General features: G+C 57.8%; 15 protein-coding genes. 12 read left to right on the plus strand and 3 right to left on the minus strand.

Features of this window, described 5'->3' with window-relative positions:
• Positions 1-16 precede the first annotated feature (16 nt).
• The 8 genes from Q0Y21_RS00400 to slmA all read left to right on the plus strand — a co-directional run bounded on the left by Q0Y21_RS00400 (position 17) and on the right by slmA (position 6,143).
• Positions 17-1,351, plus strand: a complete 1,335-nt coding sequence (locus tag Q0Y21_RS00400) for a peptidylprolyl isomerase (protein WP_297790463.1) — start codon at positions 17-19, stop codon at positions 1,349-1,351.
• Positions 1,348-2,349: a 4-hydroxythreonine-4-phosphate dehydrogenase PdxA gene (gene pdxA, locus Q0Y21_RS00405; RefSeq protein ID WP_297790464.1), complete on the plus strand. Its 1,002-nt coding sequence runs from the start codon at positions 1,348-1,350 to the stop codon at positions 2,347-2,349. The genes Q0Y21_RS00400 and pdxA overlap by 4 nt, the downstream gene beginning before the upstream one ends.
• A gap of 1 nt (position 2,350) precedes the next feature.
• Positions 2,351-3,181 carry a 16S rRNA (adenine(1518)-N(6)/adenine(1519)-N(6))-dimethyltransferase RsmA gene (gene rsmA, locus Q0Y21_RS00410; protein ID WP_297790465.1) on the plus strand — a complete coding sequence of 277 codons (831 nt, stop codon included), beginning with the start codon at positions 2,351-2,353 and terminating at the stop codon, positions 3,179-3,181.
• Positions 3,174-3,974: a symmetrical bis(5'-nucleosyl)-tetraphosphatase gene (locus Q0Y21_RS00415; RefSeq protein ID WP_297790467.1), complete on the plus strand. Its 801-nt coding sequence runs from the start codon at positions 3,174-3,176 to the stop codon at positions 3,972-3,974. Before rsmA ends, Q0Y21_RS00415 begins: the two co-directional genes overlap by 8 nt.
• A gap of 13 nt (positions 3,975-3,987) precedes the next feature.
• Positions 3,988-4,374: a DUF423 domain-containing protein gene (locus Q0Y21_RS00420; protein ID WP_297792441.1), complete on the plus strand. Its 387-nt coding sequence runs from the start codon at positions 3,988-3,990 to the stop codon at positions 4,372-4,374.
• A 2-nt stretch (positions 4,375-4,376) separates the two neighbouring features.
• On the plus strand, positions 4,377-4,577 hold the full coding sequence (thiS, locus tag Q0Y21_RS00425; protein ID WP_297790469.1) for a sulfur carrier protein ThiS: 201 nt from the start codon (positions 4,377-4,379) through the stop codon (positions 4,575-4,577).
• A gap of 70 nt (positions 4,578-4,647) precedes the next feature.
• Positions 4,648-5,457, plus strand: coding sequence for a thiazole synthase (locus Q0Y21_RS00430; protein ID WP_297790471.1), 810 nt, complete (start codon positions 4,648-4,650; stop codon positions 5,455-5,457).
• Positions 5,458-5,555: 98 nt separating this feature from the next.
• Positions 5,556-6,143, plus strand: coding sequence for a nucleoid occlusion factor SlmA (gene slmA / locus Q0Y21_RS00435; RefSeq protein ID WP_297790472.1), 588 nt, complete (start codon positions 5,556-5,558; stop codon positions 6,141-6,143).
• Positions 6,144-6,581: 438 nt separating this feature from the next.
• On the opposite strand, the gene Q0Y21_RS00440 is transcribed toward slmA, so the two are convergent.
• Positions 6,582-7,397, minus strand: coding sequence for an inositol monophosphatase family protein (locus Q0Y21_RS00440; RefSeq protein WP_297792443.1), 816 nt, complete (start codon positions 7,395-7,397; stop codon positions 6,582-6,584).
• A 315-nt stretch (positions 7,398-7,712) separates the two neighbouring features.
• Here Q0Y21_RS00440 and Q0Y21_RS00445 point away from each other — a divergent pair, with 315 nt between their 5' ends.
• Genes Q0Y21_RS00445 through Q0Y21_RS00460 form a run of 4 tightly spaced genes read left to right on the plus strand, consistent with a single transcriptional unit; the run spans position 7,713 to position 10,039 of the window.
• Positions 7,713-8,072 carry a hypothetical protein gene (locus Q0Y21_RS00445; protein ID WP_297790473.1) on the plus strand — a complete coding sequence of 120 codons (360 nt, stop codon included), beginning with the start codon at positions 7,713-7,715 and terminating at the stop codon, positions 8,070-8,072.
• A gap of 35 nt (positions 8,073-8,107) precedes the next feature.
• Entirely contained in the window at positions 8,108-9,073 is a 966-nt protein-coding gene (locus Q0Y21_RS00450; RefSeq protein ID WP_297790474.1) for a hypothetical protein, read from the plus strand.
• A gap of 22 nt (positions 9,074-9,095) precedes the next feature.
• Positions 9,096-9,623, plus strand: a complete 528-nt coding sequence (locus tag Q0Y21_RS00455; protein WP_297790476.1) for an ATP/GTP-binding protein — start codon at positions 9,096-9,098, stop codon at positions 9,621-9,623.
• A 26-nt stretch (positions 9,624-9,649) separates the two neighbouring features.
• Entirely contained in the window at positions 9,650-10,039 is a 390-nt protein-coding gene (locus Q0Y21_RS00460) for a hypothetical protein (RefSeq protein WP_297790478.1), read from the plus strand.
• A gap of 58 nt (positions 10,040-10,097) precedes the next feature.
• Here Q0Y21_RS00460 and Q0Y21_RS00465 read toward each other — a convergent pair whose 3' ends face one another.
• Together Q0Y21_RS00465 and Q0Y21_RS00470 are read right to left on the minus strand one after the other, a co-directional pair.
• Positions 10,098-11,399: an aminotransferase class I/II-fold pyridoxal phosphate-dependent enzyme gene (locus Q0Y21_RS00465; RefSeq protein ID WP_297790479.1), complete on the minus strand. Its 1,302-nt coding sequence runs from the start codon at positions 11,397-11,399 to the stop codon at positions 10,098-10,100.
• A 99-nt stretch (positions 11,400-11,498) separates the two neighbouring features.
• On the minus strand, positions 11,499-12,239 hold the full coding sequence (locus Q0Y21_RS00470; protein ID WP_297790480.1) for a transporter substrate-binding domain-containing protein: 741 nt from the start codon (positions 12,237-12,239) through the stop codon (positions 11,499-11,501).
• Positions 12,240-12,309 lie beyond the last annotated feature (70 nt).

Consider the following 12,309-nt stretch of genomic DNA (forward strand, 5'->3'; position numbering starts at 1 on the left):
TTTATCAGAGGTGATTATGAAGGCGAACCTTCGCCATTGCGCAAAAACATTGTTGGTCCTCCTGGCGGTGATGATGGCCTCGGTCGTCCAGGCTGAGCGTCAGCCGCTGGATCGGGTTGTGGCCATTGTGGACGATGGCGTGATCCTGCAGAGCGAGCTGGATAACCGCATTGATACCATTGTGGGGAGACTGCAGGCCCAGGGGACCGGATTGCCACCAAGGGATATCCTTGAGGAACGGGTGCTGGATCAGTTGATCACCGAGTCGATCCAGTTGCAGATGGCGGAACGTGCCGGCATGCGGATCAGTGACAACGAACTGAACGAAACCATGGCCGGTATTGCCCAGCGCAATAACATGACCCTGGCGCAGTTCGAGCAGCAACTGGCGGCGGAAGGCGTCAGTTACCGTGAGGCCCGCGAGCAGATTCGCAACGAGATGCTGGCCAGCCGGGTGCAGCAGCGCCAGGTGGGGAATCGTGTGCGTGTCACCGACCGCGAGGTGGAGAACTACCTGCAGACGCTCACCGCTCGCGAGCCTAGCAACGAGGAATATCGGCTGGCCTATATCTATGTAGAGGTCGACAATCCGAACGATGACTCGGCCGTTGCCGCAGCCCGCAAGAAGGCCGAACGCCTGCGCTCGGAGATCGTCGGCGGTCGTGACTTCCGCGAAGTCGCGGTGGCTGAATCCGATGCCGCCAATGCGCTGGAAGGCGGTGATATGGGCTGGCGCAGAAGGAGCCAGCTGCCTTCGCTGCTGGAATCCGTGGTACCGGAACTGGAAACCGGCGTGCCGTCGCAGGTGCTGGGGAACAAAAACGGCTTTCACCTGGTGATGGTCCGCGATCGTCGTGGTGGTGAAAACAACCAGGTGATTGAACAGTCCCGTGTGCGTCATATCCTGGTGCGGACTAGCGAGACGGTTTCGGAATCCCAGGCCGAAAGCACCATCCGTGACCTGTACCAGCAGATTCGTGACGGCGCCGATTTTGCCGCACTGGCGCGGGAGCATTCCGACGACCCGGTGTCCGGTTCGGATGGTGGCAATCTGGGCTGGGTCAGCCCGGGTCAGATGGTGCCTGAGTTTGAACAGGCCATGATGGCGGCGGATGTCGGTGAGCTGAAAGGGCCATTCCGGTCCCAGTTCGGGTGGCATATCCTGGAAGTGCAGGAACGCCGTCAGAAGGACATCAGCGGTGACGTCCGCGAGTCGGAAGCCCGTCAGGCGATATACCGTCGCAAGTTCGATACCGAGCTGCAAAACTGGCTGCGGGAGATCCGTGACGAGGCATTCGTTGAATTCAAGGATGAGTACGCGCAAGAGAACGAGGAATCCCAGCAATCATGACCGACCCGGTAACCCTTGCCCTGACCGCCGGTGAGCCGGCGGGTATCGGCCCGGAACTTTGCCTGCAGCTGGCAGCGGAAGCCCGTCAGCCGGGCGTTGTTGTGGTCGCTGCTAGGGAACTTCTGGAGGCGAGGGCAAAGAAACTTGGTATCGAGGTGATTCTGGAGTCGTGGCAGCCCGGTGAAGCAGCGACCAGAGAGCCGGGACACCTCTCGGTGTATCACGTTGACGGGCTGGCCAGTACAGAAGCCGGTCAATTGAATGCCGGCAACAGCCAATACGTGCTCGAGACCTTGCGGATTGCCGCTCAGGGCTGTCTGGATGGACTGTTCGATGGCATGGTCACCGCACCGGTCCACAAGGGTGTGATCAATGACGCCGGTATCGCTTTCAGCGGCCATACCGAGTTCCTGCAGGAGCTCTGTGGTGTTGAGCGGGTCGTGATGATGCTGGCCACCGAGGAGCTGAGGGTGGCGCTGGTCACCACCCATCTGCCCCTGAAGGACGTCGCCGCAGCGATTACGCCGGAGCGTCTGACCCAGGTGACCCGGATTCTCGACGCCGATCTGCGCACGTTCTTTGGTATAGAACACCCGCGCATTCTTGTTGCCGGTCTCAATCCCCACGCCGGTGAGGGCGGTCACCTGGGCCGTGAAGAGCTGGAGGTCATCGAACCAACCCTCGACAACCTCCGTGCCGAGGGCATGACCCTGACCGGCCCGCTGCCGGCGGATACCCTGTTTACACCACACTGGCTGGACAACGCCGATGCCGTCCTGGCGATGTACCATGATCAGGGATTACCCGTCCTGAAATTCCAGGGGTTTGGCCGCGCGGTTAATATTACCCTGGGACTACCGATCGTCCGGACCTCGGTTGACCACGGTACCGCCCTGGATCTGGCTGGTACCGGCAAAGCGGACGCGGGCAGCCTGCAGACCGCCATCAAGGTCGGTGAGCAGATGGCGATTTACCGAAAGTTGGCAAAAGAGAGCTAGCGTGAGCAACAAACCAGGCCATCAGGCCAGAAAGCGGTTCGGACAGAACTTCCTTCACGATCCGGGCGTGATCGAGCGCATCATTCGCGCCATCAATCCCAAGCCCGATGACGCCATCGTGGAAATCGGCCCCGGCCTTGGCGCCATTACCGAAGAAATCCTGGCGGTGAACCCGGCGTTGCAGGTGGTGGAGCTTGACCGTGATCTCATTCCGGTTCTACGCACCAAATTCTTCAACTACCCGGATTTCAGGATCCACGAAGCGGATGCCCTGAAGTTCGATTTCAGCCAGCTGGCCGGCGACAAGCCGCTGCGGATTATCGGCAACCTGCCATACAACATCTCCACGCCCCTGATTTTCCATCTGCTCAGCTACTCCGGTGTCGTCCAGGACATGCATTTCATGCTGCAGAAAGAAGTGGTGCAGCGCATGGCTGCCGTGCCCGGTGATAACAATTATGGTCGCTTGGGCATCATGACCCAGTATTTCTGCAAGGTGCAGCCGCTGTTTGAAGTCGGTGCAGGAGCGTTCCGGCCGGCCCCGAAAGTGGACTCCGCCATTGTCCGCATGGTCCCGCATACCACCTTGCCGCACCCGGCCAAAGACCTGGGTACGCTACAGTCTGTCGTCCGGACCGCATTCAATGCCCGCCGCAAGACCCTGCGCAAGGCGCTGGCGGGGCTGGTCACGGTCGAGCAGCTGCAGAGCCTGGGTATTAATGACGGACTGCGACCGGAGAACCTGGGGCTGGCGGACTACGTAGCGATTGCAGACATGCTGGTCGACCGTAAAAACGACAACCCGGCGCAGCACGGGGAGAGTGATGACTGACTACGCCATCGGTGATATCCAGGGCTGTTACGATCGCCTGCGGGACGTTCTGGATAAGGTCAATTTTTCTCCGTCCCGGGACCGGCTCTGGGTCGCCGGGGACCTGATCAATCGGGGACCGGCGTCACTGGAAACCTTGCGGTTCATCGAAGGACTTGGAGAATCTGCCGTTGTGGTTCTGGGTAACCATGACCTGCACTTGCTGGCGGTCGCTTTGGGTGGTCACCAGACCCGCAAGAAAGACACCCTTGATGGTATCCTGGACGCCCCGGATCAGGCCCGGCTGGTGGACTGGTTGCGGCAGCAGAAACTCTGCATCCACGATCCTGATCGCAACCTCTTTATGGCCCATGCGGGTCTGCCGCACATCTGGACGCCGGAACAGGCGGTCGCGCATGCACGGGAAGTGGAAGCGGTCATTTCCGGTAGCGATGCGGAAGAATACTTCACCCACATGTATGGCAATCAGCCTGACCGATGGGATGACAGCCTGACTGGCATGGACCGGTGGCGGATAATCACCAATTACTTTACCCGCATGCGCTTTATCACGGCCGATGGCACCCTGGAACTGGCCACCAAGGAGTCGGCGGACAGCGCCCCGACAGGGTTTGCCCCCTGGTTCGAATTTCCCCGCAGGGATAACGTCAAAGTGATCTTTGGTCACTGGGCGGCCCTGGAAGGCAAAACCGGCAAGGAGCAGTTTATTGGCCTGGACACCGGGTGCGTCTGGGGCGGAGCGCTGACGATCATGAACCTGGACAGCGGGGAAAAGATTCACTGTGACTGCTAGGCATATCGAAGTCATGCGCCCGCCCCTGGTCATCGGTGCCCTGTTGGCACTGGTCGCGGTCATGGCCGGTGCCTTTGGCGCCCATGGCCTGAGGGACCTGGTCAGTGCCCGGGGCCTTGAAGTTTTCCAGACTGCCGTCACCTATCAGGTATACCATTCAATTGCACTGATACTCGTGGCCATATTGACGGGTATGGAGTTGCCCCGCCGCCTGTTGGCGGTGGCTGCGGGATTTTTCCTGGCGGGTATCCTGTTGTTCAGCGGCAGTCTCTATGTGCTGGTACTGACCGACATTCGCTGGGTGGGGCCGATCACCCCCATCGGTGGTGTCTGTTTTATGGTGGGGTGGGCCCTGGTTTTGATCGCCGGACTTCGGCGCCAGAGAGATTTTCAGAGGTAAACATGCAGGTGCAGGTAAACGGTGATGGGTTAGAGCTGCCCGCCGAGGCAACCATCGCAGATCTGATAGAACACATGGCCCTGACGGGCAAACGGCTGGCCGTGGAGGTTAACGAAGACATCGTGCCCCGCAGCCAACATCCGGATTTCCGCCTGAACGACGGCGACCGGGTCGAAGTGGTGCATGCCATCGGCGGTGGCTAGGTGATGCCGCATTGATGCGGCCAGTCCGGCCGATGACGTCCCCAATATTCCATACAGCCTCAGGAAGGTTATGAGCGAACAACCGACAATTCAGCTTCCAGACGACAAACCCCTCGAACTCGCCGGCCGTGTCTATCAATCACGCCTGCTGGTGGGGACCGGTAAATATCGTGACCTGATGGAGACCGGCCATGCCATAGAAGCCAGCGGTGCGGAAATCGTCACCGTGGCTGTGCGCCGGACCAATCTGGGACAGAATCCGGACGAGCCCAACCTGCTCGACGTGATTTCCCCGGACACCTATACCATCCTGCCGAACACCGCCGGCTGCTACACCGCGAAGGATGCGGTGCGTACCTGCAAACTGGCCAGGGAACTGCTGGACGGCCATGACCTGGTGAAACTGGAAGTGCTGGGCGAGGAGAAAACCCTGTACCCGAACATGACCGAAACCCTGGTGGCCGCTGAAGAGCTGATCAATGACGGCTTCAAGGTTATGGTCTATTGCTCCGACGATCCACTGCTGGCCAAGCGTCTGGAAGAGATGGGTTGCATTGCCATCATGCCGCTGGGCGCGCCTATCGGATCGGGCCTGGGCATCCAGAATCGTTACAACATTCGCCTGATTGTCGAGAACGCCAACGTGCCAGTGCTGGTGGATGCCGGTGTTGGCACCGCCTCGGATGCGACCCTTGCCATGGAGCTGGGCTGCGATGGTGTTCTCATGAACACTGCTATTGCACAGGCCAAGGACCCGATCAAGATGGCCCACGCCATGCGCCTCGGTGTGGAAGCCGGTCGCGAAGCGTACCTGGCGGGGCGGATGCCCAAGAAGCTCTACGCCAGTGCGTCCTCGCCCATTGATGGCACTTTCTTCTGATTTAGTGAACAATCCGGTACAAAACTGAATAATACCGAGGGCCGGCGCCAAAGACCGGCCCCAAAAATAACCCAGTTACAGAGCGCTGAAGTCCTGTCATGACCGATCAAAAACCCAGTCGTCGGGAGGCGATCCTGCATGCGTTGGTGGAGCTGCTGGAAACCGATCCCGGAGCCCGTATCACCACCGCCGGCCTGGCCAAATCCGTAGGCGTCACCGAGGCGGCGCTGTACCGCCATTTCCCCAGCAAGCGCAAGATGTTCGAGGCGCTGATCGACTTCGCCGACGAAGCGGTCTTCAGCCGTTGCCAGGTGATCCTGCAGGAGCAGGAGGACGCACGCGCCCGCCTGCAACAGCTGGCCAATCTGGTGCTGGTGTTCGCCGAACGCAACCCTGGCCTGTGCTGTGTGCTGACCGGCGACGCCCTGATGGGCGAAAACGAGGCCCTGCGCAAGCGCGCATCCCACTTCTTCGAACGCCTGGAAACCCAGGTGCGCCAGATCCTAAAGGAAGGCGAGATCCGCCAGGGCTTGCGTCCCCGCACCAGCGCCAATCGCGGCGCGGACTTTGTGCTGGTCTTCATCGAAGGCCGGATTCAGCGGTTTGTCCGCTCGTCGTTTTCCCGCTTGCCCTCGACCGACTTCGACGAGAGTTGGGGGCTGGTTTCTGAAGTCGTCTGGGGCTAACCGGATACCGGGGAGTTTGTTTCTGACTGTAGCCTGACAGAAATGGGGGAGGTCGAAGGCGGGTATGGCCTCCACAGAACCGCTACAAGCACATCCATGTGCGCTTCGTTCCGGCCATCCATGGCCTCCAAGATTCTGTGGAGGCCATACCCGCCTCCGACCAAATCACTTTCGGTGATATCTCGTTTCTCCAATACAGCGAAGTGGGTAACCAGCCGCTGCTGTCTCCAACATTACCTTTGTCGCTACCTGCGATATATCTGCGTAGCTGGATGGTTGGGGGTGTCAGGGCCCTTCCCGGAATTTCGAAGGCCATGGATGGCCTGAGAGAAGCGCACATGGATGTGCTCGTAGCGGTTCCGGGAAGGGCCCTGACACCCCCAGCCCTACTCCGGAACAAACAGGCTACCGAATATAACTCGAGTTAACGCCGAAGCCTCAGTCATACCCGGAAGCAGAACGCAGGATCTGGCGAACAGGCTCCCAGATCGCCGGTGCGGAGATCAGGATATCGCGGCCGTACAGGTCAGCGGGATAGCCATCGGGAACATCGCCGAAGTGGCCAGCGGTGGCGCCGGCTTCCAGGGCGATGAGACGGGCGGCGGCGAAGTCCCAGGGGCTGACGTTTTCGTAGTAGATATCCAGGCGGCCGCAGGCGACCCAGCAGATGTCGAGGGCGGCGGAGCCGATGCGGCGCAGGTCGCGGCAATTGTGGATCATCGCATCCAGGCGTTTTACCAATGGTTCCAGGCTGTCTTTGGTGTAGGGAAAGCCGGTGGCGAACAGGGAATCGCGGGGCACCGTAGCGCCGCTGTGTTTGATCGGTTCGCCATTGAGGGTGGCGCCTTCGCCCTTGGTGGCGCGGAAGGTTTCGCCGGGAAACGGCGCGTGAACCACGCCTGCCTGGACGCGGCCCTTTTCGGCGTAGGCAATGGACACCGCCACCTGGGGGTGGCCGTAGGCGTAATTCACGGTGCCGTCGATGGGGTCAACGATCCACAGCGGCGTCTCCAGTTCCTCCGCCTGGCTCAGGTCCGGCATGGATTCCTCGGAGAGGATGCGGTGGTCCGGAAAGCGTTTGCGAATGGCACCAGTTATGAACTCATCGGCCATGAGATCTGCATGGGTCACCAGTTCGGTTTGCTGTTTGTAGTCGGTGCGCAGGGTGTTGTTCTCGCGTTCACGACGAATCAGTTCGCCCGCTTCAACTGCGACCTGTTCGGCAAAATCCGTTAAGTCTCTCAAAGACGTGATCCTCTCTGGTGCGTCGTTTTAATCAGAAAAAGGTTCCCTTAAATATCTGCGATGTGTGAAGTATGTCACAGATTGCCGTATATTTTTTTAGCCCTTTAAATTCATTCGCTTAGAATATGTATAGGTGGCAAACACGTCCATTCTGGAAACGTTTCATTACAAATTGTAATAACGTTATACCTTCGAAACATATCTATACAACCCCTGTCTTGTGAATGCCCTTGAAGGCTCCTAGTCTCGTTGTGCGGCGCTCCTGGATTTCGAGCAGCCCCGAAACCTTTTCGGAAATGACAACAACTTTGGAGATTGATCGTTATGGCAGACCTGTCCGGTTTGAAGGAAATTGATGGTTTCATTGGCGCCTGTCTGGTGGACAGCGATTCGGGGATGGTTCTTGGCAAGGAAGGAGGAAAGGACTTTGATCTCGATACCGCCGCAGCAGGTAATACAGAAGTCGTGCGTGCCAAGCGTAAGACCATGTCAGCGCTGGGTATTTCCAGCAAAATCGAAGATATTCTGATTACCCTGGATGATCAGTATCACCTGATCCGGCTTCTGAACAGTAATGAGGCAGTCTTCCTATACGTTGTGCTCGACAAAGCCCGTGGGAATCTCGGAATGGCCAGAATGATCACCAAGAAAGTTGAGCAGACTGTGGATATGTCCAGCCTTTAACTCGCTGAATTTAACAACGGATGGGGATCTGCGTTTTGAAGACACTTGCCAGCGTTGGTTTGTCTTCCAAAGACGAGACCGTGTTGAAATCTTTGCTCGATCTGTTTGGTACAAAGACCCGGGATCACTGGGTTTATGCCAACTGGGATCATGCTGATGCCATCGTTCTGGATATGGATAATTCGGAAGCTGTAGCTCAGTGGCACAACAGTGATGAGATGAGGCGCCGGATCCCGATTGCTTTATCTGGCGAGGTTTCCAGCCTCTCTGAGTCTTACCATTTGCCTAAACCCCTGCGTGCGGCTCCATTGATCTCAGTGCTCAACTTGATTGTGGAGAACGGACACCACTCTGCGACGGCACAGTTCCGGGGGCCGGAACAGGGGAGTGCTCCGGATGATGCCGACGTTGATCAAGCAGATTCGCTTGCCCAGAGAATCAAGTCGTGTGATGCCCGCTTCGTGCGGGTAGCTTTTCATCGCGGCAAGTTATTTCTCGATCGTCAGAATCGCCTCTGTGCCACGTCTCTGTCGCTTGAGCAGCTCTCTGGACTCATCGCGGAACTGTCGGAGGATGTTGAGATAAGCGAGAGCGAATCAGTCTTCCCTGATGAAGAAGCCGGTATGGAGTGGGTGGCTGACAAGCCGTTCTTATGGCTGATCGGTATCTCCGGGTCAGAAGGGCGGCTGCTGGCGGGGCTGGCCCCCGATAGCCGGCTCAGGCTGCTGCGCTGGCCCTCACCGGTGTTGATTCGCAGGTCACAGGATTTCATGACCTTGTGTGCTTTGATGAGCCGAAAGTCAGGGATCACCCTGGACGAGATAGTTGCCTCATCAGAAGTCTCCAGGGATCGTGCTATTGCCTTCATCAATGCGGCGTCGCTCATCGGGAGTATCACTGCCGTAACGGCGAATGCAGAATCTTCGCAAAGCAGGGCACCTTCGTCCTCCGGTGTAAGCAAGGGACTGTTAGCAAAAATTCGTTCTCGTCTGAAGGTCTGACGTCAACAAGGGGCTGTCTTTTGTGTCGGAAATAAAACTGATAATTACCGGAACGCCCGGCGCGGGGAAAACGACTGCTATTGCGGCAATCAGCGAGACCCCTCCGGTCAGAACGGATCAGGCAACGACTGATGATCTTGCTGACTTGAAGGAGGAGACAACCGTCGCGATGGACTTCGGGGACCTGACCTTGGAAGACGGGCAGAAAGTGTTCCTGTATGGCACCCCCGGCCAGCGCCGCTTTGAGTTTATGTGGAAAATTCTGGTGCAGGGCGGCCTTGGTTTGATCTTGCTGGTCGACTGCAGCCGGGACGACCCGCTGGCTGATATGGACATGTATCTGGAGAATTTTGCCGATTTTATTGAAGAAACCGGGGTGGTCATTGGCCTGACGAGACGAGACGAATGTGAGTCTCCCGACCTTGATGACTTTTACGAGAGGCTGGATCGATGGGGAACTGTTTTTCCGATTCTGGAAGTGGATGTTCGGAAAAGAGAGGATGTCAGCCTGATGATTAACGCACTTATTTCAACTATCGAGTTTGCTTGAGCGGCACTCGCGACCGGAACGGAATCATGAATCAGCCAAGAATCAGTGAGAGTGGCGAGAAATTCTGTCAGGAAGTCTTTGCGCAGATGATGGAACAGAGCCATGCAGTCTATGGTGTTCTCATCTCAACGGTAGATGGACATGACGTGACCAAACGCTTCAAAAGAGAGATGCCTGTTGCCAAACTGTCAGCCATGATGGGCTCGGTGCTGGCTCTGGGTGAGACCATTGCCAGGGAAGCTCAGCAGGAGCGTTGTCGTTATGTCATCGTTGAAAACAGTGATGGCTTTATCCTGACGCTTAAGCTCAAGGAGAAGTTGGTACTCACCGTTATTGCCTCTGCAGACGCCAACCTGGGATTGCTCCACACCTTGAGCAGGAATGCCGTAGAGAAATTGGCAAAAAGTCTGAAATGAGAAGTCGGCAAGCCAACTGCCCGGCAGGCCGGGCAGTGGCGGACCGGGAGCCTAGGTGTCAGTCAGCCAGGCTCTTCAACCAGTTCTCTGTCTTGTCCATGGCCGTGACCAGGCGGGGGCAGGCCTGTGTTACGAATGTGTCGTCCAACTCCTGCTCTGCGTAGTCACCACCTGCCAGTTTCAGGGCAGCCGCACCATCAAAATCCACGAACGCCAGTCGCGCGCCCAGATGATCCGGAACGAAACCGAAATCACTGGCGGGAAGGATGGCCACGCCGGTGTTCTCCAGTAATGCCTGGCAGAACGCCTGACTGGTTTTGATATCCTTTGCGGCCAGGGCGTCACGGAAGTTTCTGAAATCGGGGAACAGATAGAACGCCCCTTCGGGCTTCTGCACCACTGCGCCCATTTCACTCAGGCGTCGATGCATGTATTCGCCCACAACCTTGAGCACCCGCCGTGACTGCTTGAGGTATTCGTCCATATCGTCGCCCCCGTTGAACGCGGAAATGGCGGCGTACTGGATGGGGGCGCTGGTGGCGGTGTAGGTTTCGCTGGCGATGATGGCCATGGCATCCTGCAGTGGCCGTAACTCCGGCGGGAAGATAAATGTCCCCAGACGCCAGCCGCCGGCGCCGGCCCATTTGCTCAGGCCGGTGCTGATGATTGTGCCTTCCGGGTAGTAGCGGGCGATGGATTTGTGCTTGCCTTCGAAATGCACCTCGCCGTAGATCTCATCCGACAGCAGGATCAGTCTGTACTTCCGCGCCACGTTGGCGATGGCCAGCAACTGGTCGTCGGTGTAGGTACAGCCGGTGGGGTTGGACGGGTAGTTCATGATCAGGATGCGCGGACGTGAAGGATCGTCGCGGCAGATAATGTCCAACTCTTCTGCGGTCAGTTGCCAGTTGTTTTCCCCGTGCGTGGGCAGCCAGTGAACAGAGCGGCCGATGATCCTTGCCTGGGGTGCATAGGATACCCAGCTGGGGCGGGGAATCAGCAGGTCACCGTAGTAGGCCAGTTGCAGGATGAACAGCAGTTCCTTGGACCCGGGGCCGATCAGTACATCCTCCCAGGTAAAGCGCATGCGCTCACTGCGGTTGATGTAGCCTGCAATGGCCTCACGCAGTGATTTCAGGCCCTTGACCGGGAGGTAGTCCTTTTCATGGGCATGATCCTGCAGAGCTTTCACCACGCGGTCGGGTACCGGGAATGGTGATTGCCCCAGGCCCAGTTTGATGATGTCCCGGCCCTCCGAGCGGAGCTGATTGCTCAGTTCATTAATGCGTAGCGTGGCGGAAGGTTGAATACCCCGAACGTTGAGGTTAATCGCATAGCGGTGATCTGTCTGAATGTCCATGGTCCCGATCTGTTGGTTGAGGGTGACACTGGCAGTATAGGAAACCCAGAGAGATCTGTGGTGAGGAGGTTGGTAGGTGATTGCCGAAGAGCAGGCGGGTCAGTCTGTGTTTTCCCGATTCAGGCCGGCCAGCGCCTGATTAAATTGGTCCCTGAGTTGCTCGCCGTCGGGATGTCTGCGTGAAAAAGCCGCTCGAAAGGGACGCTCTTCACCAACCATGCCTGGCACGGCTTCAATGTTGGCCAGTTCGGGATGGACCGGTTGGTGTTTCTCGAGCAGGAAGCGACACACTGACTGTTCGCAGATGAACAGGTCAATCCGGTCATAGGCCACCATTCGCAGGCTGGTAAGATCCGGCTTTTGCTGGCTGATCCTTATGATCTTGATATCGGCGGTTTCCAGCCAGTTCATGAATTCGGGGGCGTAGCTGTAGGATGATGACAGCCCCAGGCGCAAGCCTTCCAGATCATCCAGTGTCTGCCATTCAATATCGCGGTCCGAGCGTGCGAAAAATACGTCCCGCGCGGTGTTGATCGGGGCCGTGAAATAATAATGGCGTGCCCGCTCTTCCGAGTGGGTCAGGGAAAAGATCATATCTGACTGGCCACTTCTGGCACGGGCTTCCGCACGTCTCCAGGGGACGACCACAAACGCCGGTTCCATCCCCATGCGGTCAAGGACCTTGCGGACGGTTGTTACATCCTCACCGACAAGTGCTCCATCCTCCAGGTATTCGAATGGGGGGTACTCCGATGTGGCAATACGAAGGGTAGGAGGATCAGCCAGTGTGGAGCTGGAGAGTACCAGAAACAGCAATCCGTACGTCAATTGCAGCAGCATGGGGTCTGTCGGTTCTCAGGTCATGGGTGTGTGGCTTGGCGGCGATGCCAGTATAGTCCTGATAGGCCTC

Source organism: uncultured Marinobacter sp., assembly GCF_947259545.1.
Classification (GTDB): domain Bacteria; phylum Pseudomonadota; class Gammaproteobacteria; order Pseudomonadales; family Oleiphilaceae; genus Marinobacter.

Excerpts from the sequence above, each read along its gene's own strand:
- Q0Y21_RS00460 (WP_297790478.1), top strand. The coding sequence starts at position 9,650 with ATGAATCAGCCAAGAATCAGTGAGAGTGGCGAGAAATTCTGTCAGGAA.
- Q0Y21_RS00415 (WP_297790467.1), top strand. The coding sequence starts at position 3,174 with ATGACTGACTACGCCATCGGTGATATCCAGGGCTGTTACGATCGCCTG.
- Q0Y21_RS00470 (WP_297790480.1), bottom strand. The coding sequence starts at position 12,239 with ATGCTGCTGCAATTGACGTACGGATTGCTGTTTCTGGTACTCTCCAGC.
- Q0Y21_RS00465 (WP_297790479.1), bottom strand. The coding sequence starts at position 11,399 with ATGGACATTCAGACAGATCACCGCTATGCGATTAACCTCAACGTTCGG.
- Q0Y21_RS00430 (WP_297790471.1), top strand. The coding sequence starts at position 4,648 with ATGAGCGAACAACCGACAATTCAGCTTCCAGACGACAAACCCCTCGAA.
- Q0Y21_RS00400 (WP_297790463.1), top strand. The coding sequence starts at position 17 with ATGAAGGCGAACCTTCGCCATTGCGCAAAAACATTGTTGGTCCTCCTG.
- pdxA (WP_297790464.1), top strand. The coding sequence starts at position 1,348 with ATGACCGACCCGGTAACCCTTGCCCTGACCGCCGGTGAGCCGGCGGGT.
- Q0Y21_RS00420 (WP_297792441.1), top strand. The coding sequence starts at position 3,988 with ATGCGCCCGCCCCTGGTCATCGGTGCCCTGTTGGCACTGGTCGCGGTC.
- slmA (WP_297790472.1), top strand. The coding sequence starts at position 5,556 with ATGACCGATCAAAAACCCAGTCGTCGGGAGGCGATCCTGCATGCGTTG.
- thiS (WP_297790469.1), top strand. The coding sequence starts at position 4,377 with ATGCAGGTGCAGGTAAACGGTGATGGGTTAGAGCTGCCCGCCGAGGCA.
- Q0Y21_RS00445 (WP_297790473.1), top strand. The coding sequence starts at position 7,713 with ATGGCAGACCTGTCCGGTTTGAAGGAAATTGATGGTTTCATTGGCGCC.